The organism is Bosea sp. 29B, assembly GCF_902506165.1.
Taxonomy (GTDB): Bacteria; Pseudomonadota; Alphaproteobacteria; order Rhizobiales; family Beijerinckiaceae; genus Allobosea.
On sequence record NZ_LR733817.1, the window covers coordinates 2039408 to 2063502 of the forward strand.

The following is a 24095-nucleotide window of genomic DNA, read 5'->3' on the forward strand; positions in this document are numbered from 1 at the left end:
TAAGGTTCGAATTCCTCATGCTCTCGCTCCAGCTCCATGGCGACCGCGACCTCCGCCTCGAACAGATCGAACCGCCGCCACCGCCTGCTCCCGGCGAGGTCCAGATCCGCGTTCGCGCCGTCGGCCTGAACTATCTCGACCTCTGGGGTTTCCGCGGCATGGCCTTCGCCAAGCGCAAGATGCCGCAGGCGGCCGGCGTCGAGGCGGCCGGCGAGGTCGTCGCGGTCGGCGAGGGCGTCTCGCGCTTCCGCGAGGGCGATACCGTGACGATGTACGGCGCCGAGACCTGCGGCCATTGCAAGGCCTGCCGCGAGGGCCGCGACAATCTCTGCGAGAACGTCGCCGGGATCATGGGCTTCCATATCGACGGCTTTGCCCGCGAGCTGATCAACCGGCCCGAGCGCCTGGTGATCAAGGCACCGAAAGGCGTCTCCTTCGAGGACGCCGCCTGCGCGCCGATCGGCTTCGGCACGGTCCAGCACATGCTGTTCGACAATGCGAAGCTGGAGCCGGGCGAGTCGGTCCTGGTCCATGCCGGCGGCTCCGGCATCGGCACGGCGGCTATCCTGATGGCCAAGGCGATCGGCTGCACCGTCTACACCACCGTCGGCGACGACGAGAAGGGCGCGAAGGCCAAGGCGCTCGGCGCCGATTTCGTCGTCAACTACAAGACCGAGCGCTTCGAGGGCGAGGTCCGCCAGCTGACCAAGCGCAAGGGCGTCGACGTCGTCTTCGAGCATGTCGGCGCCGACACCTGGAACGGCTCGCTGCTCTGCCTGAAGCGCGGTGGCCGCCTCGTCACCTGCGGCGCGACCTCGGGCGCCTCGACGACGATGAACCTGATGCAGCTCTTCCAGCAGCAATACCGCATCACCGGCTCCTTTGGCTGCCGGATCGAGAACATCGCGCAATCGCTGGAGAAGATGGCTGCAGGCATGAAGCCGGTGATCGATTCGGTCTTCCCGCTGGCGCAGTTCGAGCAGGGCCTCGCCCGGATCGAAGGCCGCAAGGTCTTCGGCAAGGTCATCGTCACGCTCTGAGCGACCCTTTGAGCCGGCGCGACTTGACGCGCCGGCCGCAATCCCGCAAGTCGCGCCGCAATGGCGAGGTCCTTCCCGGATGCTGCGCCGACGGACCGGGCTGGGATTTTGAGGCAGCTGAAGCAATTTGCGACGCGCATCGGCGCTGCGCTGATGATCGGGCTTATCCGCACGATCTACGCCTTCCTGCGCGCACTCGGGCCGGAGCGCGCCTCCGATTTCGGCGGCTGGCTCATGCGCAGCGTTAGCCCCCTGATCCCGGTCAACCGCGTCGCCTATGCCAATGTCCGTGCCGCCTTCCCGGGTATCGCCGATGCCGAGGCACGGCGCATCGTCCGCGGTGGCTGGGAGAATCTCGGCCGCACTGTCGCCGAATACGCCCATCTCAAGACGCTGTTCGATTACGACTACCACAACCCCGATCCGAACGGCCGGATCGAGGTCGTCGGCATCGAGCATTTCATCGCGCTGAAGGACGACGACAGGCCAGGCCTGATCTTCTCGACGCATCTCGCCAACTGGGAACTGCCTGCGATCTGCGCGGCGACCTACGATCTCGACACCACCGCCGTCTTCCGTGCGCCGAACGATCCGGCCATCGCCGCGGTTGTCCACGAGATCCGCTCCGGCGCGATGGGTGGGCTCGCCGCCGCCAAGCAGGGCGCCGCCTTCGCCATGCAGGGCGTGCTCGAGAATGGCGGCCATCTCGGCATGCTGATCGACCAGCATTTCACCCGCGGCGTGGTCGTGCCTTTCCTCGGCCGGCCAGCGCTGACCAACCCGATCCTCGGCAAGTTCGCTCGCCGCTTCGAATGCCCGGTCCACGGCGTGCGCGTCATCCGCCTGCCGAACCGGCGCTTCCGCATCGAGTTGACGCCGCCGCTCGACCTGCCGCGCGATGCCAATGGCGAGATCGACGTCACCGGCGCCATGGCGATGATGACCGCCGTGGTCGATGGCTGGGTCCGGGAATATCCTGAGCAGTGGCTCTGGATGCACCGGCGCTGGCGCCCAAACCTGATCAGCGCTGAGGCCCTGGCACGTTTTCGCGATCAGGCGCCGCAGAAGCCTGTTTTCAAGGCAACGTGATTTCCAATTGAGTGGAGAGTAGCGCTTTTGGTAACCGCCTGCTTCTATACAGGCGTCGAGTTCGAATGATGGTCCGCCAGATCAGCAACATCGCTGCTGCCGCTGCTCTCCTGCTCCTCGCAGGTGCCCCGGCGCATGCTCAGCAGCCGGCGGTGCGACCGCAGGCGGTGGTCGAGCTTTTCACCAGCCAGGGCTGCTCGTCCTGCCCCGCGGCGGACGCGCTCTTCACCGAGCTCGCCAAGGACCCCAAGCTGATCACCCTGACCCTGCCGGTGACCTACTGGGACTATCTCGGCTGGAAGGACACGCTCGGCCAGGAGGTCTTCAGCAAGCGCCAGAAGCTTTACGCCAAGGCGCGCGGCGACGGCCAGATCTACACACCCCAGGCCGTGGTCAACGGCGCTGCCCATATCGTCGGCTCCGACAAGGGCGGCATCGACAAGCTCGTCCAGGAGCAGGGCAAGGACGGCTTCCCGGTCAAGGTCGACCTTTCCGAGGCGGATGGCGCACTGCGTGTCGGCTTGGGCCAAGCGCCTTTCACCAGCGAGAAACCGGCCGTGGTCTGGCTGCTGCAGGTCAGCCGAACCGCCAGTGTTCCGATCGAACGCGGCGAGAACAGCGGCAAGACCGTGACCTATGCCAATGTCGTGCGCGGTATCAGCCGGATCGGCGAATGGAATGGGCAGGCTGCGACCTTGAGCGTTCCGCTGGAGACCGTCCGCTCCGCCGCGAAGGCCGATTCTTACGTCGTGCTGGTCCAGGGCGATCTCTACGCCCGGCAGAGTATGATCCTCGGCGCCGCGCGCGGTCCGGCGAAGTAATTCGCTACAGAATCACCACTTTGTTCGGCAGCTCGTCGACATCGTCGGCTGCCGGTGGCGCATGGGCCGCGAGCACGGCGCCGACATCGCGCACCGCTGCGATCAGGCCCTCGCGCAACGCATCTTGCGCCGCGGCCGCCAGCAAGGGCTCTACGATCTTCTGCCAGGCCTCGCCATCGACCTTGGCCGAGATACCGGCATCGGCGACCACCTCGGCATAGCGCTCCTGCACGGCGATATAGAGCAGCACGCCGGTGCGCCCCCGCGTCAGCGTCAGCCCGCGCGCCGTGAACTCGCGCAGCGCCGTCTCATGCGCCTGCCGGCGCTTGACGAAACCGGGCACGAAGCGCCCGCCGCGGCCATACCAGAGCAGCGTCGCGAGCAGCAGCGCCGCGGCGATCAACTGGGTCAGGAAGATGCTCGCCGCGCTCAACGTCGTCAGCAGCAGGAACGGCCAGGGCACGAACAGGGAGAGCGCCAGCGCCAGCACCAGCGGCACCGCGACATAGCTGCCGGCAGCCCGGTCGACGACCACGACGATCTCGCCGGAGGTCTGCCGCTCGGCTTCGCGCACCGCTTCGGCGATGGCGTCGCGATCATCGGAATTCAGCATCTCACCAATCCCCCGAAGCCCCGCCACCGCCGGACGAGCCGCCGCCGCCAGAGAAACCGCCCGAGCTCGAGCCACCTCCCCAACCCGAGCCCCAGCCGCCCGAGGAGGACCCGCCGCTCCAGCCTGAGCCGCCGGAGGGCGGCAGGACGATCCAGCGCCCATCCCGCGTCCGGTGCCGGCGTGCCCCGCCGGAGGAGCGGCCGAGCTCGCGCATGAAGCTCACGATCAGGATGAACACCATGATCATGACGAAAATCACCGCGGCGGTCTCGACCCAGGAGGATTCATCGCTGCGGATCTGGGCCCGCCGCTGCCATTCCTCGGCATCGCCGGCCAGGATCGAGAGGATCGCATCGACGCCGCCCTCGATCCCCCCGGCGAAATCGCCGTTCTTGAACTTGGGCGCGACCGCGGTCGTGATGATCACCTTCGAGAGCGCGTCGGTCAGCGCCCCTTCCAGCCCATAGCCGACCTCGATGCGCACCTTGCGCTCGTTCGGCGCGACGATGAACAGGACGCCATTGTTCTTCGCCTTGTCGCCGAGCTTCCAGGCCCGGAACAGGCCGTTGGCGAACTCCTCGATCGGATAGCCCTGCAGCGAGGGCAGGGTCGCGACCACGACCTGGTCGCTGGTCTTCTCCTCATGCGCCCTGAGCTTCTGCTCGATCCGGCTGAAGGCCTCGGCATTCAGGAGGTTCGAGTTGTCGACGATGCGGCCGGTCAGCGCCGGATAGTTCGGCTCGGCGGCCGCAGCGAGAAGGGGAAAGAGCAGGAAGACGAACAGGATCGCGAGCGGGCGGACGAGCGTCTTGGTCATGACCAGCCTCGGGCCGATTCGCCACTAAACGAAAGCAGGCGAGACATCATCGAGGAACTCTTCTCCCATCCGGGAGAGAGGTTCCCCGCGCCTCTTCGAGATAGAGTGCCTGCACGCTGGAGGTCGCTCAGAACTTCACCGCCGGCGGCCGTTCGGCTCCTGCCGTCGCCGAGAAGCTCTCCATCGGCTTGGCGCCCCAGAACAGACGGGCCCAGATCACTCCGGGGAAGGTCCGGATCTCCGTATTGAAGGCCTGCACCGCCTGGATGTAGTCGCGCCGGGCGACCGCGACGCGGTTCTCGGTGCCTTCGAGCTGCGACTGCAATGCCAGGAAGTTCTGGTTCGACTTCAGCTCGGGATAGCGCTCGACCGTCACCATCAGGCGCCCGAGCGCGCCGCTGAGCTGGTTCTGCGCGTCCTGGTATTCCTTGAACTTGGCGGGGTCGGTGATCGTGGAGGCGTCGACCTTGACCTGCGTCGCCTTGGCGCGCGCCTCGATCACCTGAGTCAGGACCTCGCGCTCCTGCTGGGCATAGCCCTTCACCGTCTCGACCAAATTGGAGATCAGGTCGGCCCGGCGCTGATACTGGTTCTGCACCTCGCCCCAGGACGCCTTGGCCTTCTCCTCGAGCGTCGGCACGTTGTTGTAGCCGCAGCCTGCCAGAACCAGGCCGAACAGCCCGATCAGCAGCATGACGAGGGGACGGCGAATTGCCGGAAACTGCGTGAGCACCATAACGAACCCCTTCGGCTTAGGCAGAGCAAATCTAAGGCCGACCATAGCCGCGCCGCCCGGCAGATCAAACCAGCGCCGCAAGCATGGCGCGCAAACCGGGAAGCACGCTAGTCTGCACGGCAATCGAAGAGGACAGGACCATGCCGCATACATCGTCCGCATTCGGTACCCACTCGATCATCGCTCTCGGCCTCTGGCTCGCCGCTGCAACCGCAGCCCCGGCCCAGACCATGGCGCCTGCGCCCGAAGCCGCCACCGGCCGCACCGCCAAGACGCTCGGCACGGCGCAGCGCTATATGGCCGCAGCGGCCAACCCGCTCGCCGCCGCGGCCGGGCGCGAGATGCTGCGGGCCGGCGGCAGCGCCACCGATGCCGCGATCGCGATCCAGCTCGTGCTCAACCTGGTCGAGCCACAGAGCTCTGGCATCGGCGGCGGCGCCTTCTTCGTCTATTGGGACGAGGCTGGCCGCCAGATGACCACGCTCGATGGCCGCGAGACCGCACCGAAGGCGGCAAGGCCGGAGCGTTTCCTCGGCGCCGACGGCAAGCCGATGAAATTCGTCGACGCCGTGGTCGGTGGCCGCTCGGTCGGCGTGCCCGGCACGGTCCGGCTGCTCGAAGAAGCCCATAAGCGCTGGGGCAAGCTGCCCTGGGCCGAGGTCTTCGCCCCGGCGATCAGGTTGGCCGATGAGGGCTTTGCCATCTCACCGCGCCTCAACGGCCTCCTCGCCCAGGAAATGAACCTCGGCAAGGACGCCCGCGCCGCCGCCTATTTCTACGAGGCCGACGGCAAACCCAAGCCGGTCGGCACCATCCTGAAGAACCCGGCCTTCGCAGCGACGCTCCGCGCCATCGCCGGCCGCGGTGCCGACGCTTTCTACGAAGGCGCGATCGCCGAAGACATCGTCGCGACGGTGACCGGCCACACCAGCAATCCCGGCGATATGACGTTAGACGACCTTGCCGCCTACAAGGTCGAGGAGCGCGCCCCGCTCTGCGGCCGCTATCGCGCCTATACGCTCTGCGGCATGGGCCCGCCGAGCTCGGGTGCCGTCGCCGTGCAGCAGATCCTGGGCATGCTGGAGACCAAGGACATCGCCCGTCTCGGCGCCGGAGCAGAGGCCACGCATATGTTCGCCGAGGCCGGCAAGCTCGCCTTCGCCGACCGGGCGCTCTATCTCGGCGATCCCGCCTTCGTCAGCGTCCCGACCAATGGCCTGATCGACGAGGACTACATCCGCGAGCGGGCCAGGCTGATCAGCCCTGACAAGGCAATGGGCAAGGCCAGCGCCGGCACCCCGCCGAACAAGCGCGCCTTCCTGTTCGCACCATCCGAGGGCGTCGAGAACGGCACCAGCCACATCTCGGTGATCGATGCCGCCGGCAACGCGGTCTCGATGACGACGACGATCGAGGACGGTTTCGGCTCGCGCCTGATGACCAAGGGCGGCTTCCTGCTCAACAACGAATTGACCGATTTCTCCTTCGCGCCGTCGGAGGACGGCAAGCCGGTCGCCAACCGGGTCGAGCCCGGCAAGCGCCCGCGCTCCTCGATGGCGCCTACCATCGTCTTCGACGCCTTCGGCCGGCTCTATGCCGTCACCGGCTCGCCCGGCGGCAGCCAGATCGTCGGCTACGTCGCCAAGACGCTGGTCGCCTTGCTCGACTGGAAGATGGATCCGCAGCGTGCCGTCGACCTCGCCAATTTCGGCAACCGCAACGGCCCGACCGAGCTGGAAAAAGGCAGCGAAGCCGAAGCCTGGAAAACTGCGCTTGAGGCCAAAGGCCATGAGGTCCGCTTGATCGACATGACCTCCGGCATCCAGGCGATCGTCAAGACGCCGGAAGGCTATCTCGGCGGCGCCGACGGGCGGCGTGAGGGTGTGGCGATCGGCGATTGAGCTTCATCAGCCTGTCATAGGACGGGCGCTGGGTGCCGGCCCCACCCCTAGGGATCGCCGCCATGCGCATCACCGCCTCCGCCCTGCTGACCGCAGCGCTTCTTCTCGTCGCCCCGGCCTGGGCCGGCGAGGGCAAGCCCTTCGCTACCGCCGAGACCATCGACCTCCTCACCCTGCTGAAACCACCGCCGGCGAATGACTCCGCCCAGACCAGGGCCGAGCTCGCCGAGGTGCTGACCATCCAGGTCACCCGCACCCAGCAGATGGAAGCGCAGGCGCAAGCCGACGTGGTCGAGGATGTCTGGCGCTTCTCGGAGGTGATGGGTCCGGCCTTCAAGCCGGAGGCGCTGCCGACACTCTCGGCCTTCTTCGACCGCGTCGTCGCGACCGAAGGCGCCGTCGTCGACCCCGCCAAGGACAGCTGGAAGCGCCCGCGCCCGCATCAGTACAGCCCGCTCGTCAAGCCGGTGGTCAAGCTGTCGAATTCGGGTGCCTACCCGTCCGGCCACACCACGGTCGGCACGCTGATGGGTATCGTGCTGTCGAACATGGTGCCGGAGAAGCGGGCGGAGATCATGGCCCGCGCCTGGGCCTATGGCGAGAACCGCATCGTCGGCGGCATCCATTTCCGCGCCGACATCGAGGCCGGCCGCATCGCCGGCAGCGTCATCGCCATCAGGATCATGGAACAGCCGGATTTCCGGGCCGAGTACGCCGCCGCCCGCACCGAGCTGCGCAAGGTGCTCGGGCTCTGAGCTAGCCCCGCCGCGGCAGATCGGGGCGGTTAGCCTTTTCGCCACCCGCCCCGCGCCCGGCGATCAGCCAGTAGACGAAGCCAGTGGCGGCCCCGACCAGGAAGAGCGCCGACACGACCTGCATCTCGCCGGCACTCGGCGTCCTGGTCATGCCCAGCATGGCGAGCGGCAGGATCGCCGCCAAAAGGCCGGTGAGGCCGCTCTGGATCAGCCCGCTGCGGAATCGGAAGAGCTCGGAGCCGATCGCGACCAGCACCACCGGCAGCACCAGGATGGCGAAGCCGAGCCGGCCGAGCAGCGCGAACGCCGCCTCGGCTGTCGGGCCGGGATCGAAGCCGCGCTCGGCCTGATCGAACAGCGCCGACAACAAGCGATCGAAGCCGCCGCCGATCAGCAGGCCAAGATCTGGCGAGGCGACGCCGGCGATCATCAGCGCGACCAGGCCCGAGCCGATCGCAAACAGCAGCGCGAACGGGATCAGCAGCAGCCAGCGCAGCATCAATGCGCCGCCGTCGCAGCGTCGGCTTCGCCTTGCTCCAGCATCAGCCGGGCTCGGGCCGAGAGCTTCTCGGTCTCGCTCTTGAGCTGACCGCAGGCGGCGAGGATGTCGCGCCCGCGCGGCGTGCGCACCGGCGAGGCATAGCCTGCCTTGAACACGATCTCGGAGAAGCGCTCGATCCGCTCCCAGTCCGAGCACTCGTATTTCGTGCCGGGCCAGGGGTTGAACGGGATCAGGTTGATCTTGGCCGGGATGCCCTTGAGCAGGCGCACCAGCTCGCGCGCCTCGGCATCGCTGTCGTTGACGCCCTTGAGCATGACGTACTCGAAGGTGATCCGCTTGGCGTTCGACAGGCCAGGATAGTTCCGGCAGGCGTCGAGCAGGTCCTTGATCGGATACTTCTTGTTGAGCGGCACCAGCTCGTTGCGCAGCTCGTCGCGCACGGCATGGAGTGAGATCGCCAGCATCGTGCCCATCTCGTCGCCGAGCGGGCCAATCTGCGGCACCACGCCCGAAGTCGAGACGGTGATGCGCCGGCGGCCGAGCGACAGGCCCTGATCGTCGGTGATCACGCCGATCGCATCGCGCACGCCATCGAAATTGTAGAGCGGCTCACCCATGCCCATGAAGACGATGTTCGAGACGAAGCGCCCGCCATCATTGGGAACGAAGGCGCCGTCAGGCGCGCTGCGGTTGGGGAAATCGCCGAGCCGGTCGCGTGCGACCATCAACTGCGTGACGATCTCTTCAGTCGTCAGGTTGCGGACGAGCCGCTGCGTGCCGGTATGGCAGAAGGTGCAGGTCAGCGTGCAGCCGACCTGGCTGGAGACGCAGAGCGTACCGCGGTCGACCTCGGGAATGTAGACGCATTCGATCTCGGCGCCGCGGTCGCGCGGGCCGGTTGGCGCCATGCGCAGCAGCCATTTGCGGGTGCCGTCGCTGGAGACCTGCTCGGCAGTGACCTCCGGCAGGTCGAGCGTGAAATGCTCGGCGAGCTGGGCGCGCAGACCCTTGCCGATCGTCGTCATCTCCGCAAAGTCGCGGACGCCAAAATGGTAGATCCAGTTCCAGAGCTGGCCGACGCGCATGCGCCGTTCCTTCTCGGAAATGCCGATCTCGGCCAAGGCCGCATCCAGACCGGCGCGCGTGCGCCCAGCCAATGAAGGCCGCATAACAGGTACGGCCGCCGGAGAGGCGGCTTCAGCAACAGAGAGATTCATCGGAACTCGGCTCGCAACGGGCGATCTCGCCCGGAATTGGCCGCCTCATAGCACGAGAGCGGCCTATCGCGAAATCGGCCTATTTGCAGGCGTCCTCGGCCCGCTTGACGATCTGCGAGATGCCGGCGAGCGAATACTTGTCGCTGGTCGCATTGCCGCGCTTCGAGGTGCCCTTGATCTCGAGGCCCGCCCCTTTGCGCAGCGCATCGAGCATGCGGCCTTCCTCGGCCGGATTCTTCAGCCAGACATTCTGGCCCTTGGCGACCAGCGCGAAGCGCTCGGCGCCGATGATCGCCTGATGCTCGACATCTTCCTTGAGGTCGAAATTCATCACCAGGCTGATTTCGTTGCGCACGCCCTCACCCGGGCGGCTGGAGATGAACAGCAGACCTTCGACGTCCTTGAGATTGGCCGGCGTGCGGGTCTCGGCCTTGGACAAAGCGTAGCAGATCTTCGTGCGGCCTTGCTGCGACGAGAAGGCCTGCCATTTGCCGGCGGTTTCGAGCAGCAGTGCTTGGCCCTGCCCTCCGGCCGCAGCCGTCTTGGCCGGCGCTGGCTTGCTGCCGGCGCGCTGGGCCTGTGCCGGGGCGACCGCAAAGGTCAGGGCCGCCAGGCCGAGCAAGGCAGCGGCCAAGGCCGGGCGGCGGGCGGAAGAGGGAGCCGAAATGCGAATCATGGATCGCCAGTAACCAACAAAAACGTTAACGCCGAATGGAGAATGCGCGGGATCGGCGATCCGGACTATCGCAGCGCGACGGATAGAATGTCACGATCCTGGCGAAAATGCGAACGCCCGCCGCAGGTACACCAGCCGGACGACGCCTTCTCCTTCAATAGTTTAGGGTAAGCCCGCACCCGGTTCCGTTCGGCTTCGAGCTGTGCCAGCCTTGTGCAGATGCGAGAGAAACGGCCGGACGGGATGAAGGATCGATGAAGGCGCTGCTCTGCGAAGCCCTCGGACCGGCCGAGACCCTGGTGATCCGCGATCTGCCTGAACCGGAGCCAGGCCCCGGCGAGATCGCGATCCGGGTCAAGGCCGCGGCGCTCAACTTCTTCGACACTCTGGTGATCCAGGGCCGCTACCAGGTGAAGCCGCCGCTGCCCTTCTCGCCCTCGGCCGAATGCGCCGGCGTGGTCAGCGCCGTCGGCGACGGCGTCACGGATTGGCGGGTCGGCGAGCGCGTCGCCGCCTGGCTCGGCCATGGCGCGGCCCGCGAGATCGTCGTCGTTCCGACTGAGGCCGCGATCCAGATTCCCGACAAGCTGAGCGATCACCAGGCCGCCGGCCTTTTCGTCACCTATGGCACCGCCATGCACGGGTTGATCCAGCGCGGTGAGATCAAGCCGGGCGAGACGCTCGCCATTCTCGGCGCCGCGGGCGGTGCCGGCCTCGCCGCGGTCGAGATCGGCGCCCTGCTCGGTGCCAAGGTGATCGCCTGCGCTTCCTCGCCGGACAAACTCGCCCTCGCCCGCGAGCATGGCGCGCAGGAGGGGCTGGACTATGCCGCCGACGACCTCCGGGCTGGCTTGCGGCGTCTTGTTCCCAATGGTCTCGACGCGCTCTACGACACGGTCGGCGGCGAACTCGCCGAACCGGCGCTAAGGTCGATGGGTTGGGGCGGGCGCTATCTCGTCGTCGGCTTTGCCGGCGGCGAGATCCCGAAGATCCCGCTCAACCTCTTGCTGCTGAAGGGATGCGACCTGCGCGGCGTCTTCTGGGGCGACTTCGTCCGGCGCGATCCGGCCGGCCACCGCGCCAATATGGAGCGCCTGCTCGCCTGGGCCGCCGCCGGCAAGATCCGCGCCCATGTCCATGGCGCCTATCCGCTCGAGCAGGCGGCGGAAGCGCTCGCGCTGATCGCCGAGCGCAAGGTCCAGGGCAAGGTCGTGCTGACGCCGTAAACGTCAGAGATCGGCCAGCATCTCCCTGGCCTTGTCGCGATGTTGCTGCGTGATCGAGCCGGCGACGGCGGCGAGAGCCGCCGCGATCACCGCGGCATCGTCGGTGAAGCCGAGCAGCGGCATCACATCGGGGATCGCATCGAGCGGCAGCACGAAATAGCCGAGCGCCGCCAGCAGCGTCAGCTTGACCCGCCGCGGCGTCGAGGGATCGCGTGTGCACACCCAAGCGGCGAGCAGATCCTCGGCGAAGGGGATGCGCTTTACCACCCGCTTCAGCCGCCCGATGAACTCGGAGCCGAAGCGTGCCTCGTCGCGCAGGCTCTTGCGGATCGACGCCATTTCTTCCGCGGTGAAACGCTGTCCGAAGCCGAAGCTGTCGCTCATTCCTCTCTCCCTTGGCGCGCCAGATCTCTAGCCCGCCGTCGACGCAGAAATGTGGCCCCGCATGAAGGGCTGCACAAGGGACCGACTCAGAATCGCACGTCGAACCCTCTTGGATGCCGAGCATCGCGCCTCTAAACCCCATGCAGCAATGTCAAAAGACGCGAGGGACGCCATGAAGCTCGACTCCTCCATCGCCGCCATCGTCACCGGCGGCGCTTCCGGCCTCGGCGAGGGCACGGCGCGCATGCTCGCCAGCCATGGCGTCAAGGTCGCGCTGTTCGACCTGAATGCCGAGCGCGGCGAGGACGTCGCCAGGGAGATCGGCGGCCTGTTCTGCGCCTGCGACGTCACCAGCGAAGAATCGGTCGACGCCGCCCTGAAGAAGGCGCGCGCCGCCCATGGCGTCGCCCGCATCGTCGTCAACTGCGCCGGCATCGCCCCTGGCCGCCGCGTCGTCTCGAAAAAGCGCGACACCGGCGAGCTCGTCGCCCACGACCTCGCCACTTTCGAGAAGGCGGTCGCGATCAACCTGACCGGCACCTTCCGCCTGATCGCCAAATCGGCGGTGGCGCTCGCCGCGCTCGATCCGATCACCGAGGATGGCAGCCGCGGCGTCTTCGTCTGCACGGCGTCCGTCGCCGCCGAAGACGGCCAGATCGGCCAGGCCGCCTATGCCGCCTCCAAGGCAGGCGTCGTCGGCCTGACCCTGCCGGTCGCGCGCGACCTTGCCGGCGTCGGCATCCGCATCGTTACGATCATGCCCGGCCTGTTCGAGACGCCGATGTTCGCCGGCCTGCCGGACGACGCCCGCGCCTCGCTCGCCGTCTCGGTGCCGCACCCCTCGCGCCTCGGCCGGGCCTCGGAATATGCCGCTTTGGTCAAGAGCATCGTCGAGAACGACATGCTGAACGGCACCGCGATCCGCCTCGACGGCGCGATCCGGCTGGCACCGAAGTAAGGCCCCTCCGCGCTGTCATTCCGAGGCGCCGCGTAGCGGTGAACCCGGAATGACAGCGCGGAAGCACTTTACTCAGCACTTTCCGGCCGCTTGATCTCGTGCTTGAGGATCAATGGCGTCTGGGCGAGCGCGAAGATCATGGTCAGCGGCATCACGCCCCAGACCTTGAACGCGACCCAGAAATCCTGCGTCTGCGTGCGCCAGACCACCTCGTTCAGCGCCGCCAGCACGAAGAAGAACAGGCCCCAGCGCAGGGTGAGCTTGCGCCAGCCTTCCTCGTCGAGCTGCAGCACGCTGTCGAGCACCAGCGCCAGCAGCGAGCGGCCGAAATAGAGCCCGCCGAGCAGGATGCAGCCGAACAACGTGTTCACGATCGTCGGCTTGACCTTGATGAAGAAGGCGTCGTCGAGCGCCAGCGTCAAACCGCCGAAGACCGTCACCACCACGGCATTGACGATCGCCATGCGCGGCAGATGGTTCATCACGATCTTCGACAGCGCCAGCGCGATCAGCGACGCCGCGATGAAGACGCCGGTCGCGACGAAGATGCGCCGGTCCTCGGCGACGCCGAACCAGCGATCGCCATAGGAATTGACGAAGAAGAAAATCGCCAGCGGCCCGAATTCGAGCGCGAGCTTGAGCAGCGGATTGATCGGTTTTGCCGCGCTCGGGCTCGCCGCCGTCCCACTCATGCCGCTTCTCCCAGCCCTGCCACGGCGCGGGCGAAATCACGCGCCGAGAATGGTTCGAGGTCGTCGACACTCTCGCCGACGCCGATGAAATGCACGGGCAGGCCGAACTGCGCCGCCAAGGCCACGAGGATGCCGCCGCGCGCCGTGCCGTCGAGCTTGGTCATCACCAGTCCGGTGACGCCGGCGGTTTCGCGGAAGGCTTCGACCTGGCTGACCGCGTTCTGGCCGACGGTGGCGTCGAGCACGAGCAGCGCCGCATGCGGCGTCTGCGGATCCAGCTTGCGGATCACCCGCACCACCTTGGCCAGCTCGTCCATCAACCCCGTCTTGTTCTGCAGCCTCCCGGCCGTGTCGATCAGCAGCACGTCGGTGCCCTCGGCCTTGGCCTTCTGCAGGGCCTCGAAGGCGAGTCCGGCCGAATCGGCGCCCTGCTGACCGGAAACGACCTGCGCGCCCGTCCGCTCGCCCCAGACCTTGAGCTGTTCGATCGCCGCCGCACGGAAGGTGTCGCCCGCCGCCAGCATCACCGACTTGCCTTCGGCCCGGAACTTGGCCGCGAGCTTGCCGATCGTCGTCGTCTTGCCCGAGCCGTTGACCCCGACCATCAGGATCACGAACGGCTTTTTGGTGGCGTCGATCGCAAGCGGGGTGGCGACCGGGGTCAGAATCGCCTCGACCTCACGCGCCAGGATCGCCTTCACCTCCTCCGGCTCGATCTGCTTGTCATAGCGACCTTCGCCGACCGCCTTGGCGATCCGAGCCGAGGTCGCAAGGCCGAGGTCGGCCTGGATCAGGATGTCTTCCAGGTCCTCAAGCGTCCCGGCGTCGAGCTTGCGCTTGGTGAAGAGGTCGCTGATCCCGGTCGTCAGCGCCGAGGACGTCCGCGACAGGCCGTCGCGCAGGCGGCGCCACCAGCTCCGCTTGGGCTGGACCGGTTCAGGCTGAGGCTGCGGCTCCGGTGGCGTGACCGGCAGCGGCGCGTCCTCGCTGAGCAGGATTTCTGGCGCAGCCGGTGCGGCCGGCTCGGCTTCGGGTACGATCTCGGCCACGGGCCCGGCCGGCGGCTCGGACAGGGGAGCGGGCGCCGGTTCCGGCGGCCGTGACGGCTCCGGTTGGTCCAGCCCGAACAGCTTCGAGAAGAAGCCGCGTTTCTTCGGTTCGGTCTCGCTCATCGCCCGTCCTGCCGCGATGCGCGGCAACGCTTCAGGTTGCATGGCCTCGCGGCCTTGTTTAGCGCAATGCCATGACCACGCCCGAGCGACCAGTCCTTTCGCAGGACGACCTGCCCTTCGCGTTGCTGCATCGCGACGCGATGATGCTCGTCATCGACAAGCCGGCGGGACTTCCGGTGCATCGCGGCCCGGCGGCGAAAGGCCGCATCATCCCGGTGCTGACCGACCATCTCGACGCCCTGCGCTTTGGCCTGCCACGCCGGCCCGAGGCGGCGCACCGGCTCGACAAGGACACTTCCGGCTGCCTCGTGCTCGGTCGGCACCCGCGCGCCATGGCGCAGCTCAACCAGCTCTTCCGCGATGGCCGCATCGAGAAAATCTACTGGGCGGTCGTCGAGGGCGAACCCGCCGAGGATGCGGGGTTGATCGACCTGCCCCTAGGCAAGCGCTCGCCCGAGCGCGGCTGGTGGATGAAACCAGACCCCGAAGGCCTGCCTTCGCAGACACGCTACCGCGTGCTCGGCCGCGGCCATGTCGACGGCACGGCCATCGCCTGGCTGGCGCTTGAGCCGCTGACCGGCCGCACCCACCAATTGCGTGTGCACTGCGCCGCCAGCTTCGGGCCGATCCACGGTGACGAAATCTACGGCACGGCGCCGCGCGATGCCGGTCCGGGCCTGCACCTGCATGCACAAAGCATCTCGATTCCGCTCAATCCGAAGCGCGATCCGGTGACGATCGTCGCCCCGCCGCCACCGCATATGTACGCGGCGCTCGCGGCCTGCGGCTGGCCTGGCGGCGATAAGCTTTCCTAAACCCTAACGCCGCGATGGCTTGCGACAAGACCTCGTCAACCATTCTCTAAGGCGTTCCTGCTATCCCCGGTTGCAGAGACCGCGGGGCTTTTCATGCTGGACAAGGTGGCGAGAGTGGCGGAAGCGCGCGATGCGCTGCTGACCTTCGCGCAGGCGCGGGCCGACATCGCGGCTGATGCCGGGGCGAATGCCGCGCTCGCTACGCTTTTGGGCTGGGTCGAGAGCTATCTGATGCGCGAGCATCCCGATCTCGGCCGCACCGGCGCCGTCTGCCCCTTCACCCGCCAGGCTGCACGCATCAACACGGCGCGGCTCGCCATCTGCACCGCCGGCCCCGACGAGGAGGAGCGCGCCTTCGCTTTGATCCACGGCAGCTTCGGCGCGCTCGACGCCATCCCCTGCAAGCCCGGCATGGTGCATTTCCGCACGGTCATCGTCGGCTTCCCGAACTGCAGCGATGAACGCGGCGTCGCGATGCTGCAGCGCGTCCAGAAGCGGCATAAGGTCTATTCGCTCGCGCGCGGCCGGATGATCGGGCTCATGTACGAGGCTTCCGAAGCGCCGGGCTTGTGGAACCGCGATTTCCGGCCCTTGCGGGCCCCCCTGCCGGTCCTCGCCATCCGTCACATGGTCGAGCACGATGCGCCCTTCGCCGCCCGGCATCCGCTGTTGCTCGCCCCCTATCTCGCGAAGTTCCGCCTGGCGGGGGCCAAGCGCCTGATCGATCACCTCCGCGGCCAGGAATGAGCATGCCCGCCAAGTCCATGCGCCGGGACACGGAAGGATCGCCCTCGCCCGGCGATGCGGTGGCGGCGAGCTTCTCCGTCGAGATCCTGACCGGCCGCGACGCTTTCCTCGCCCTGAAACCCGAATGGGACGCGCTTTTCGCCCGCGCCGGCCTGCCGCAGCAGCTCTTCCAGCGCCATGCCTTCCTGCGGCACTGGTGCGATCACTATCTGCCTGCCGGCGATCGCCTCTGCCTGGTCGTGGGCCGCGAGTCCGACCGCCTGGTCATGCTCTGGCCGCTTGAGCGCCGGCGCCGCCTCGGTCTCGAGCTGGTGCGCCTGATGGGTGCGCCGGTGGCCCAGTTCGGCGATATCCTCGTCGAGCCAGGCCCGCGACGCGAGCACTGGCTGGAGCGCGGCTGGGAAGCACTGCGCCGGCACGGGATCGACCTCGTCGAATTGCGGCTTGTCCGTGCCGACGCGGCACTTGCCCATTGCGGCCGGCTCGCGCTGGTCGCCCCAGTGGTGAGCCAGGAAGCGCCATTCGCCGACCTCGCCTTGCGCGTTGCGCCGGACGGACCGAGCCTCGCCTACCCGGCGCGCGACCGCTCGAATTATCGCCGCCGCCTTCGCCGGCTCGCCGAGCGCGGCGAGATCGTCTTCGCTCATCAGGAGCCCGGTCCCGAGGCGGGAGCGCTGGCCGAGCAGGCGGTGGCGATGAAGCGCGACTCGCTCGCCCAGCATGGCATCGTTGCCCCCGCGGTCTCGAACCTGCGCTTCGGGCGCTTCTTCGCAGCCCTGGCCGCCGAACCGAACGAGGATACGGGGCTGCGTCTCTCGGTCGTCACCTGCGACGATCGCCCGGTCGGAATCGATCTGTCCTTCGATTGCAAGGGCCGCAGCTTCGGCCATGTCATCGCCAGCGACCTCGCCTTCGAGCGCGAAGGTCTCGGGCGGGTGCTGATCCACCACGCTTTCGCCAGCGCCAGGGCGCGCGGCAACGCGATCTTCGATCTCCTGGCGCCCGCCGACCCTTACAAGCGTGAGCACGCTGATGGGGCCGTGCCGGTCCGTGACTTCACGGTGCCCCTGAGCTGGCGCGGGCAGCTCGCCTGCGACCTCGCGCTGCCGCAGCTGCGGCCGACGTTGAAGGCGATCGTCAAGCGCCTGCCGGCAGGCTGGGTGCAACGCTTTGCGGGGTCCGGGAGCTAGAGCATTTTCGAGCGAAGTGGATACCGGTTCGCGTGAAGAAAATGCGATAAAACAAAGGCCTGGAGCAACTCCGCGATTCGGAGAATTACGGAATTGCTCTAGCTCGCCATCGCGTCCATGGCGCGCGCCAGCCTGACGTCGAGCTCAGTCAGGCCACCGGCATCATGGGTCGACAGCGTCACCACGACGGTCTTGTAGACGTTCGACCATTCCGGGTGATGATCGAGCTTCTCGGCGAGCAGCGCCACTCGGCTCATCCAGCCGAAGGCCTCGTTGAAGTCGCGGAAGACGAAGCGCTTGCTCATCGCCTCGCGGCCTTCGACCAGCGTCCAGCCGGTCAGGACCGACAATGCCTCCTTGCGGGCCTCCGGACTCAGGCGCTTCGGGCGGTCATGTCCCAATGTTACCTCCGCTGCGAAAGCGCGCCGAGTGGGCGGTTCGGATAGTGCAGGCCGAGCGGATAGGCCGCCTCCAGCACATAGGGGCCGCCGCCGATCGAATCGCGCGACGACATCAGCGCCAGGCGCCGCGCCATGAAGCTGATCGGTCGCACGATCGGATGCAGAGCGAGGTAATGCGCGACGTCGGCCGGCGAGACGTCCCGCAAGCGCGCCAGCGTCACATGCGGCGTGAACTTGCGTGATTCGGCCGGCAGGCCGAGCCGCCGCATCAATCGCTCCAGCTCTGCCTGCAGCTCATTGAGCTTCGGCGAGGGCTGGACACGAGCGAACACGGCGCGCGGCCGATCGCCACCGAAGCTGCCGAGCTGATCGAGCGTGATCGTCAGCGGCTCGCCGCCGACATCGTTGAGGAAGCTGTCGACGTCATGGGCCATGCGCCGATCGACATCACCCAGGAAGCGCAAGGTGATGTGGTAGTCGGCGGCCTCGATCCAGCGGGCGCCGACCAATCCGCCGCGATGCAGCGTCAGGGTCGAGGCGACCTCGGCGGGAATCTCTAGCGCGGTGAACAGCCTAGGCATGACGAATCAGTGCCAAGCATTTGTGACTCTGGCGAGACGGCAGCCTCGCATCGTCAGCCGCGGTTCACAAGTCGGCTCTGCTTTCCCGTCATGGACAGGGGTTGCCGACCCGCTGATGGATCGCGTCGATCTTCGCTTCCAGCTCCGGTGAGATCGTCACCGAAGCGGAGCCGATCGCCGTCCTGAGCTGCTCCATGCTGGTCGCCCCGATGATGTTCGAGGTGACGAAGCAGCGCGAGGTCACGAAGGCCAGCGCCATCTGGGCCGGGTCGAGCCCGGCCTCGCGCGCGAGCCCGACATAGGCCTTGATCGCCTCTTCTGCGCCGGCGGTCTCGTAGCGCTGGCCACGATCGAACAGTGTCGAGCGCGCCCCGGCGGGCCGGGCGCCATCCAGGTACTTGCCGGTGAGATAGCCCTGGCCGAGCGGCGAATAGGCGAGCAGCCCGACCTCTTCGCGCATGGCGATCTCGGCCAGCGCCGTCTCGAAGGTGCGGTTCAGGAGATTGTAGGCGTTCTGGATCGACTGGACACGGGATCGATCGCCATCCTTCGCCGCGGCGAGGAAGCTCATCGTGCCCCAGGCGCTCTCATTCGAGAGGCCGAGATGGCGGATCTTGCCGGCCTTGACCATGGCGGTGAAGGCGTCGAGCTGCTCGGCGAACGGTGTCTCGTCCTCGGCTTTCGTAAATGCAGCCTGGTTGAAGCGCGTCGGGTTCGAGCCCCATTGCATCGGCCGGTCGGGGAAATGAATCTGGTAGAGGTCGATATAGTCGGTCTGCAGCCGCTTCAGGCTCTTGTCGACGGCTTCCTCGATCTGCCTGCGGTTGACCCGGGTCGGGCCCTTGTCGTCGCGGAACCAGTCATTGCTGGAGCGGCCAACGATCTTGGACGCCAGGATCACCTTGTCGCGATTGCCGCGCGCCTTGAACCAGCTGCCGATGATCGTCTCGGTCGCTCCTTGCGTCTCCGGCTTCGGCGGAATCGAATAGAGTTCGGCCGTGTCGAAAAAATTCACGCCCTGGTCGAGCGCGTAGTCCATCTGCGCATGGCCCTCGGCCTGCGTGTTCTGCTGGCCGAAGGTCATCGTGCCCAGGCAGATCGCCGAGACCTTGAGATCGGTGCGGCCGAGACGGCGGTGGTCCATGGCGAAAGGCTCCGGAGGCGGACGCACCGGAAACGCGCCGCGCATGACGAGGGTGATGGCAGGATGCACCCTGGCTCAGGAGCGCGGGCGCAGGGAGGCGAGGAACCGCTCCACCGTCGGCAGGATGCGCTGCGCGATGACGCGCACGCCTTCAGCCGTCGGATGCAGCATGTCGGGCTGGTTCAATACCCGGTCCCCGGCGATCCCGTCCAGAAAGAAGGGATAGAGGATGAGCCCATGTTTTTCGGCAAGCTTCGGATAGATCGCGTCGAAGCGGGCGACGTAGTCGGGGCCATTGCTGCGCGGCGCATACATGCCGGCGAGGAGGACCGGAATGCCACGCGCCTTCAATCCGGTCACGATCGCGTCAAGTGACTTCTCGGTCAGCGCCGGATCGACCCCGCGCAGGGCGTCATTGGCGCCGAGCTCGAGGATGACGCCATCGGTCCCGTCGGGCACCGACCAGTCGAGCCGCTCCAGCCCGCCCTGCGAGGTGTCGCCGGAGACGCCGGCATTGGCGATCTCGACCGAAATCCCCTTGTCGCGCAGCATCTTCTCCAGCACCGTCGGGAAGGCGGCGCTGCCGGGCAGATTATAGCCGGCGCTCAAACTGTCGCCGAGCGCCACCAGCTTGAGAGGCTTGGTCTGGGCGAAGGTGGAGCTGTTCATCGAAAAAGAACCCAGGCTGGCGAAGACGAGCAGCATCACCGCCCAAATGCGCGGCGGCAGCTGGATTCGTGACAGTAAGCGCCCATATCGGTTGGCGGCGCGACGCATGGCGGTTCGGATCCCTTCGGCTCGGAATGGCGGTCGAAGCGGCGACATCGGATGGGATGAAAGCGGAAACATGGCGGTGAGCGAAGGAACCCCGGCGGTGATCGAACTGCGCGATGTCGAGCTCAGTCTGGGGCGCGGCGCCGCCCGCGTCCATATCCTCAAGGGCGTCTCGCTGGCGATTCCGCAAGGGCAGGCCACCGGCCTCGTCGGCCCGTCTGGCTCCGGCAAGTCGACGCTGCTGATGACCATGGCCGGGCTGGAGCGGCCCGATTCCGGGCTGGTGAAGGTCGCTGGCCAGGATTTCGGCGCGCTCGGTGAGGACTTGCTCGCCCTCTTCCGCGGCCGGCATATCGGCATCGTCTTCCAGTCCTTCCATCTCGTGCCGACGATGACCGCCCGCGAGAACGTCGCCCTGCCGCTGGAGCTCGCCGGCGCGGACGACGCTTTCGAGCGCGCCGCGGCCGAACTGCGCAATGTCGGCCTCGGCGAGCGCATGGATCACTACCCGGCCCAGCTTTCCGGCGGCGAGCAGCAGCGGGTCGCCATCGCCCGCGCCGTTGCGCCCGACCCGGCGATCCTCGTCGCCGACGAGCCGACCGGAAATCTCGACGAGAGCACTGGCCGCTCGATCGTCGACCTGATCTTCGCGCTCCGGCGCGAGCGCGGCGCCACTCTCGTGCTGGTCACCCATGATCTCTCGCTCGCCGGCAGCTGCGACCGCACCGTCCGCCTGCGTGCCGGGCGGATCGAGACCGAGGCCGGCACCGAGGCGCTGGCGATTTAGAGGCTGTTATGGACTCTGGCGTGGATTTGATGAGGTCAAAACGGCGGAGATGGGAGGAGCATTGCGCCGCCGATACATTCGTATCGGCAAGCGATGCGACGCTGCAGCTCCGTCGTTTTCACCTCACCCGCAGGGCGCGGCGCTTTTGCGCGACTGCCGTGTCGTTCTTCGTAGCAAACCGGAAGGTTTGCGTCCTCGAACTCCTTGCATTCGCGCAAAATCGCCAGCGTCAAATCCACGCCAGAGTCCATAACAGCCTCTAAGATGCACGCCCCCGTCAAACCCTCAGCTTCCCCCTCTACTCCAGCGCGCCGCCCGGCCGGCCTGAAGCTCGCCTTGCGCCTCGCCTGGCGCGATCTGCGCGGCGGCCTGCGCGGCTTCGGCGTCTTCATCGCCTGCCTGGCGCTCGGCGTCATGGCGATCGCCGCGGTGTCCTCGGCCTCGCGCGGCCTGAGCGAAGGCCTCGGCCGCGAGGGCCGGCGCATACTCGGCGGCGATGCCGCCTTCAGCCTGATCCACCGCGAGCCGACCGCCGAGGAACACGCCTTCCTCGCCCGCCATGGCCGGGTCTCGACCATCGCGACCCTGCGCAGCATGGCCAATGCCGGCGAGAAGGGCGCGGCCCTGGTCGAGCTCAAGGCTGTCGATGGCTCCTATCCCAGCATCGGCGAACTACGCACCGATCCCGCCCAGCCGGCGGCCGATCTGCTTGCCTTGCGCGACGGCGCCTATGGCGGCATCGCCGATCCCGTCCTGTTCGGCCGGCTCGACCTCAAGCCCGGCGACACCGTGCTGATCGGCTCGGCGCGGGTGCAATTGCGTGCCAGCCTGACCTCCGAGCCCGACAAGATCGCCGCCGGCGTCGGCTTCGGCCCGCGCCTGATCCTCTCGCAGGACGCGCTGCGGGCGTCCGAGCTGCTGCAGCCCGGCAGCCTGGTGCGCTGGACCGCTCGGGCCATCTTGCCCGATGGCGCCAATACCGATGCCGCGCTCGAGACCCTCCTCGCCAGCGCGACGCGCGAACAGCCGAATGCGGGCTGGGAAGTCCGCTCGCGCGCCAACGCCGCCCCGAATTTCCAACGCAATATCGAGCGCTTCACCCAATTCCTGACCCTGGTCGGACTGACCGCGCTCCTGGTCGGCGGTGTCGGCGTCGCCAATGCGGTGCGCCGCTTCGTCGAGGCCAAGCGGCTCGACTTCGCCACGCTGAAGGCGATCGGCGCCACCGGCGGCCGGGTCGTTGCCATCCATCTGACCGAGGTCATGCTCGTCGCCGGCTTCGGCATCGCGATTGGGCTCGCGCTCGGCGCTGCCGCGCCTTTCGCGCTTGGCTATATGCTTGCCGACATCCTGCCGCTGCCATTCGAGCCAACGCTCGCTCCGGTCGAACTCGCCATCGCCGCGCTCTACGGGCTGCTGACGGCGCTGGTGTTCGCCATCATCCCGCTCGGCCGCGCCCATGACGTTCCTGTCTCGGCGCTGTTCCGCGACCAGATCGAACCCGATCGGCGCCAGCCGCGCTGGTTCTATCGGGCGATCTTCCTGGCCGCGCTTGCCGGCCTCGTCGGCGTCGCGCTCGTCTTCGCCTATGATCGGCGCATCGCGCTGATCTATATCGGCGCCGCCGCCGGCATCTTTCTGCTGCTGCGGCTGATCGCCTGGGGCCTGATGGCACTGGCCCGCCGGGCCGGGCGTCCGAAGCGGCCGGCATTGCGCATGGCGCTCGCCAACACCTATCGGCCGGGCGCGCTGACCCAGTCGCTGGTGCTGTCGCTGGGCCTGGGCGTCGCCCTGCTCTCGACGCTCGCCTTCATCGACGTCAGCCTGCGCCGGCAACTGACCCAGTCCATGCCGCAGAAGGCGCCGAGTTTCTTCTTCCTCGACATCCCCAACGCCCAGGCCGCCGCCTTCGATCGCTTCCTCGCCGAGCAGCGCCCCGGCGCCCATGTCGAGCGCGTGCCGATGATGCGCGGCCGCATCGTCAGCGTGAACGACGTCCCGGCCGAGCAGATCAAGGCGAGCGAGCAGATGGCCTGGGTGCTCGAGGGCGACCGCGGCATCACCTATTCGACCGCCATGCCCGAGGCCTCCAGGCTCGCCTCGGGCGAGTGGTGGCCGGAGAACTATCGCGGCGAGCCGCTGGTCTCCTTCGATGCCCGCGCCGTCGAGGGGCTCGGCCTCAAGCTCGGCGACAAGCTGACCGTCAACGTGCTCGGCCGCAACATCAGCGCGCGCATCGCCAATTTCCGCGACATCGAATGGCGCTCGCTCGGCATCAACTTCGTCATGGTGTTCTCGCCGAACACCTTCGCCGGCGCGCCGCACACCAACCTCGCCACCGTCACCGACAAGGGCGCGACGCCCGCGGCCAGCGACGCCGCGCTGATGCGTCAGCTCGCCATCGCCTTCCCGGCGGTGACGGCGGTTCGGGTCAAGGACGCGCTGGAGGCGGTCAACACCATCGTCGGCCAGCTCGCCGGTGCGATTCGCGGCGCCTCCGGCCTCGCCATCAGCGCGAGCTTGCTGGTGCTGGCCGGTGCTCTGGCGGCCGGACAGAGGGCGCGGCTCTATGACGCGATGATCCTGAAGACGCTCGGCGCGACTCGCCGCTTCATACTTTCGTCGTACATCCTCGAATACGCAGGCATCGGTGTCGTGTCCGCCCTCTTCGGGCTTCTGGCAGGTGCCGCCGCGGGCTGGGGGGTCGTCACGCAAGTGATGAAGATAGATTTCGTCCCTGATCCGACAGGCGCTATTATCGCTGCGACTGCAGCCATCGTGGTCACCGTCGTGTTCGGATTGATCGGAACGCTGCAGATACTGTCGAAAGCGCCCGCTTCTCATCTGAGGAATTTATGAGGTCTGACTCAAGTCGGTCGGACATAAACATGAACAGAGCGTAATGTTGCATCGACTGGGCGACGAATTTCTATGCCGAGCGCCCCGCTAACCATGCGGCCCCCTTGTAAGCCTGCACGATCCCCCTCATATTTCGCGATGTCGCCACGTTGGTGCGCGGCGGTGGGTGTCGCAAGGGCGATGTCCGCCAGGCAAAGT

General features: G+C 67.3%; 25 protein-coding genes. 12 read left to right on the top strand and 13 right to left on the bottom strand.

Annotation, left to right across the window (positions count from 1 at the left end):
• Positions 1 to 17: 17 nt before the first annotated feature.
• The 3 genes from GV161_RS09965 (at position 18) to GV161_RS09975 (ending at position 2950) form a co-directional block, all read left to right on the top strand.
• A complete protein-coding gene (locus tag GV161_RS09965; RefSeq protein WP_152012643.1) occupies positions 18 to 1040 on the top strand; it encodes a zinc-binding dehydrogenase in 1023 nt (340 codons plus the stop codon).
• Between the two features lie 105 nt (positions 1041 to 1145).
• Complete coding sequence (locus tag GV161_RS09970; RefSeq protein WP_152012676.1) at positions 1146 to 2129, top strand: lipid A biosynthesis lauroyl acyltransferase; 984 nt, start codon at positions 1146 to 1148, stop codon at positions 2127 to 2129.
• A 68-nt stretch (positions 2130 to 2197) separates the two neighbouring features.
• Complete coding sequence (locus GV161_RS09975) at positions 2198 to 2950, top strand: DUF1223 domain-containing protein (RefSeq protein WP_152012644.1); 753 nt, start codon at positions 2198 to 2200, stop codon at positions 2948 to 2950.
• A gap of 4 nt (positions 2951 to 2954) precedes the next feature.
• Here the strand turns inward: GV161_RS09975 and GV161_RS09980 are convergent, their stop codons facing one another.
• The 3 genes from GV161_RS09980 to GV161_RS09990 form a co-directional block, all read right to left on the bottom strand.
• Positions 2955 to 3563, bottom strand: a complete 609-nt coding sequence (locus tag GV161_RS09980; protein WP_152012645.1) for a hypothetical protein — start codon at positions 3561 to 3563, stop codon at positions 2955 to 2957.
• Between the two features lies 1 nt (position 3564).
• Positions 3565 to 4380, bottom strand: coding sequence for a TPM domain-containing protein (locus tag GV161_RS09985; protein WP_152012646.1), 816 nt, complete (start codon positions 4378 to 4380; stop codon positions 3565 to 3567).
• Positions 4381 to 4507: 127 nt separating this feature from the next.
• Complete coding sequence (locus GV161_RS09990) at positions 4508 to 5074, bottom strand: LemA family protein (protein ID WP_244623918.1); 567 nt, start codon at positions 5072 to 5074, stop codon at positions 4508 to 4510.
• 182 nt (positions 5075 to 5256) lie between these two features.
• Between GV161_RS09990 and ggt the strand changes: the two genes are divergently transcribed.
• Positions 5257 to 7017, top strand: coding sequence for a gamma-glutamyltransferase (gene ggt, locus GV161_RS09995; protein ID WP_152012648.1), 1761 nt, complete (start codon positions 5257 to 5259; stop codon positions 7015 to 7017).
• A 62-nt stretch (positions 7018 to 7079) separates the two neighbouring features.
• A complete protein-coding gene (locus GV161_RS10000; RefSeq protein ID WP_152012649.1) occupies positions 7080 to 7772 on the top strand; it encodes a phosphatase PAP2 family protein in 693 nt (230 codons plus the stop codon).
• Between the two features lies 1 nt (position 7773).
• Here the strand turns inward: GV161_RS10000 and GV161_RS10005 are convergent, their stop codons facing one another.
• The 3 genes from GV161_RS10005 to GV161_RS10015 form a co-directional block, all read right to left on the bottom strand.
• Positions 7774 to 8271, bottom strand: coding sequence for a hypothetical protein (locus GV161_RS10005; protein WP_152012650.1), 498 nt, complete (start codon positions 8269 to 8271; stop codon positions 7774 to 7776).
• Complete coding sequence (gene rlmN / locus GV161_RS10010; protein ID WP_152012651.1) at positions 8271 to 9491, bottom strand: 23S rRNA (adenine(2503)-C(2))-methyltransferase RlmN; 1221 nt, start codon at positions 9489 to 9491, stop codon at positions 8271 to 8273. The genes GV161_RS10005 and rlmN overlap by 1 nt, the downstream gene beginning before the upstream one ends.
• Positions 9492 to 9570: 79 nt before the next feature.
• On the bottom strand, positions 9571 to 10125 hold the full coding sequence (locus GV161_RS10015) for a hypothetical protein (protein ID WP_152012652.1): 555 nt from the start codon (positions 10123 to 10125) through the stop codon (positions 9571 to 9573).
• A 296-nt stretch (positions 10126 to 10421) separates the two neighbouring features.
• Here GV161_RS10015 and GV161_RS10020 point away from each other — a divergent pair, with 296 nt between their 5' ends.
• Positions 10422 to 11393: an NADPH:quinone oxidoreductase family protein gene (locus GV161_RS10020; RefSeq protein ID WP_152012653.1), complete on the top strand. Its 972-nt coding sequence runs from the start codon at positions 10422 to 10424 to the stop codon at positions 11391 to 11393.
• Between the two features lie 3 nt (positions 11394 to 11396).
• On the opposite strand, the gene GV161_RS10025 is transcribed toward GV161_RS10020, so the two are convergent.
• Complete coding sequence (locus GV161_RS10025; RefSeq protein WP_152012677.1) at positions 11397 to 11732, bottom strand: YkvA family protein; 336 nt, start codon at positions 11730 to 11732, stop codon at positions 11397 to 11399.
• Positions 11733 to 11949: 217 nt separating this feature from the next.
• Between GV161_RS10025 and GV161_RS10030 the strand changes: the two genes are divergently transcribed.
• Entirely contained in the window at positions 11950 to 12735 is a 786-nt protein-coding gene (locus GV161_RS10030; protein WP_152012654.1) for an SDR family NAD(P)-dependent oxidoreductase, read from the top strand.
• 68 nt (positions 12736 to 12803) lie between these two features.
• Here GV161_RS10030 and GV161_RS10035 read toward each other — a convergent pair whose 3' ends face one another.
• Positions 12804 to 13427 carry a septation protein A gene (locus tag GV161_RS10035; protein WP_152012655.1) on the bottom strand — a complete coding sequence of 208 codons (624 nt, stop codon included), beginning with the start codon at positions 13425 to 13427 and terminating at the stop codon, positions 12804 to 12806.
• A complete protein-coding gene (gene ftsY, locus GV161_RS10040) occupies positions 13424 to 14599 on the bottom strand; it encodes a signal recognition particle-docking protein FtsY (protein WP_152012656.1) in 1176 nt (391 codons plus the stop codon). Before ftsY ends, GV161_RS10035 begins: the two co-directional genes overlap by 4 nt.
• 71 nt (positions 14600 to 14670) lie before the next feature.
• On the opposite strand from ftsY, the gene GV161_RS10045 reads away from it, so the two are divergent.
• The 3 genes from GV161_RS10045 (at position 14671) to GV161_RS10055 (ending at position 17351) form a co-directional block, all read left to right on the top strand.
• Positions 14671 to 15414: an RNA pseudouridine synthase gene (locus GV161_RS10045; RefSeq protein ID WP_152012657.1), complete on the top strand. Its 744-nt coding sequence runs from the start codon at positions 14671 to 14673 to the stop codon at positions 15412 to 15414.
• A gap of 93 nt (positions 15415 to 15507) precedes the next feature.
• Complete coding sequence (locus GV161_RS10050) at positions 15508 to 16161, top strand: DUF6875 domain-containing protein (RefSeq protein WP_152012658.1); 654 nt, start codon at positions 15508 to 15510, stop codon at positions 16159 to 16161.
• A gap of 2 nt (positions 16162 to 16163) precedes the next feature.
• A complete protein-coding gene (locus GV161_RS10055; RefSeq protein ID WP_159650207.1) occupies positions 16164 to 17351 on the top strand; it encodes a GNAT family N-acetyltransferase in 1188 nt (395 codons plus the stop codon).
• A 98-nt stretch (positions 17352 to 17449) separates the two neighbouring features.
• On the opposite strand, the gene GV161_RS10060 is transcribed toward GV161_RS10055, so the two are convergent.
• The 4 genes from GV161_RS10060 to GV161_RS10075 form a co-directional block, all read right to left on the bottom strand.
• Positions 17450 to 17752 (bottom strand): 4a-hydroxytetrahydrobiopterin dehydratase, encoded by a 303-nt coding sequence (locus GV161_RS10060; protein WP_152012660.1) that lies wholly within the window; start codon positions 17750 to 17752, stop codon positions 17450 to 17452.
• Positions 17753 to 17754: 2 nt separating this feature from the next.
• Positions 17755 to 18333 carry an RNA 2',3'-cyclic phosphodiesterase gene (gene thpR, locus GV161_RS10065; protein ID WP_152012661.1) on the bottom strand — a complete coding sequence of 193 codons (579 nt, stop codon included), beginning with the start codon at positions 18331 to 18333 and terminating at the stop codon, positions 17755 to 17757.
• 88 nt (positions 18334 to 18421) lie between these two features.
• A complete protein-coding gene (locus GV161_RS10070) occupies positions 18422 to 19477 on the bottom strand; it encodes an aldo/keto reductase (protein WP_152012662.1) in 1056 nt (351 codons plus the stop codon).
• A 75-nt stretch (positions 19478 to 19552) separates the two neighbouring features.
• Positions 19553 to 20146 carry an arylesterase gene (locus GV161_RS10075; protein ID WP_244623916.1) on the bottom strand — a complete coding sequence of 198 codons (594 nt, stop codon included), beginning with the start codon at positions 20144 to 20146 and terminating at the stop codon, positions 19553 to 19555.
• 184 nt (positions 20147 to 20330) lie between these two features.
• On the opposite strand from GV161_RS10075, the gene GV161_RS10080 reads away from it, so the two are divergent.
• Positions 20331 to 21038, top strand: a complete 708-nt coding sequence (locus GV161_RS10080) for an ABC transporter ATP-binding protein (RefSeq protein WP_244623917.1) — start codon at positions 20331 to 20333, stop codon at positions 21036 to 21038.
• Between the two features lie 264 nt (positions 21039 to 21302).
• Complete coding sequence (locus GV161_RS10085) at positions 21303 to 23897, top strand: FtsX-like permease family protein (protein ID WP_152012665.1); 2595 nt, start codon at positions 21303 to 21305, stop codon at positions 23895 to 23897.
• The last annotated feature ends 198 nt before the right edge of the window (positions 23898 to 24095 follow it).

What these genes read in the sequence shown, in the direction of transcription:
- GV161_RS10050 (WP_152012658.1), top strand. Translation starts at nt 15,508, where the DNA reads ATGCTGGACAAGGTGGCGAGAGTGGCGGAAGCGCGCGATGCGCTGCTG.
- GV161_RS10030 (WP_152012654.1), top strand. Translation starts at nt 11,950, where the DNA reads ATGAAGCTCGACTCCTCCATCGCCGCCATCGTCACCGGCGGCGCTTCC.
- GV161_RS10070 (WP_152012662.1), bottom strand. Translation starts at nt 19,477, where the DNA reads ATGGACCACCGCCGTCTCGGCCGCACCGATCTCAAGGTCTCGGCGATC.
- thpR (WP_152012661.1), bottom strand. Translation starts at nt 18,333, where the DNA reads ATGCCTAGGCTGTTCACCGCGCTAGAGATTCCCGCCGAGGTCGCCTCG.
- GV161_RS10045 (WP_152012657.1), top strand. Translation starts at nt 14,671, where the DNA reads ATGACCACGCCCGAGCGACCAGTCCTTTCGCAGGACGACCTGCCCTTC.
- GV161_RS10020 (WP_152012653.1), top strand. Translation starts at nt 10,422, where the DNA reads ATGAAGGCGCTGCTCTGCGAAGCCCTCGGACCGGCCGAGACCCTGGTG.
- GV161_RS10000 (WP_152012649.1), top strand. Translation starts at nt 7,080, where the DNA reads ATGCGCATCACCGCCTCCGCCCTGCTGACCGCAGCGCTTCTTCTCGTC.
- rlmN (WP_152012651.1), bottom strand. Translation starts at nt 9,491, where the DNA reads ATGAATCTCTCTGTTGCTGAAGCCGCCTCTCCGGCGGCCGTACCTGTT.
- GV161_RS09975 (WP_152012644.1), top strand. Translation starts at nt 2,198, where the DNA reads ATGGTCCGCCAGATCAGCAACATCGCTGCTGCCGCTGCTCTCCTGCTC.
- GV161_RS10075 (WP_244623916.1), bottom strand. Translation starts at nt 20,146, where the DNA reads ATGAACAGCTCCACCTTCGCCCAGACCAAGCCTCTCAAGCTGGTGGCG.
- GV161_RS09980 (WP_152012645.1), bottom strand. Translation starts at nt 3,563, where the DNA reads ATGCTGAATTCCGATGATCGCGACGCCATCGCCGAAGCGGTGCGCGAA.
- GV161_RS10025 (WP_152012677.1), bottom strand. Translation starts at nt 11,732, where the DNA reads ATGGCGTCGATCCGCAAGAGCCTGCGCGACGAGGCACGCTTCGGCTCC.
- ftsY (WP_152012656.1), bottom strand. Translation starts at nt 14,599, where the DNA reads ATGAGCGAGACCGAACCGAAGAAACGCGGCTTCTTCTCGAAGCTGTTC.
- GV161_RS10085 (WP_152012665.1), top strand. Translation starts at nt 21,303, where the DNA reads ATGCACGCCCCCGTCAAACCCTCAGCTTCCCCCTCTACTCCAGCGCGC.
- GV161_RS09965 (WP_152012643.1), top strand. Translation starts at nt 18, where the DNA reads ATGCTCTCGCTCCAGCTCCATGGCGACCGCGACCTCCGCCTCGAACAG.
- GV161_RS10005 (WP_152012650.1), bottom strand. Translation starts at nt 8,271, where the DNA reads ATGCTGCGCTGGCTGCTGCTGATCCCGTTCGCGCTGCTGTTTGCGATC.
- GV161_RS09985 (WP_152012646.1), bottom strand. Translation starts at nt 4,380, where the DNA reads ATGACCAAGACGCTCGTCCGCCCGCTCGCGATCCTGTTCGTCTTCCTG.
- ggt (WP_152012648.1), top strand. Translation starts at nt 5,257, where the DNA reads ATGCCGCATACATCGTCCGCATTCGGTACCCACTCGATCATCGCTCTC.
- GV161_RS10055 (WP_159650207.1), top strand. Translation starts at nt 16,164, where the DNA reads ATGCCCGCCAAGTCCATGCGCCGGGACACGGAAGGATCGCCCTCGCCC.
- GV161_RS09990 (WP_244623918.1), bottom strand. Translation starts at nt 5,074, where the DNA reads ATGCTGCTGATCGGGCTGTTCGGCCTGGTTCTGGCAGGCTGCGGCTAC.
- GV161_RS10035 (WP_152012655.1), bottom strand. Translation starts at nt 13,427, where the DNA reads ATGAGTGGGACGGCGGCGAGCCCGAGCGCGGCAAAACCGATCAATCCG.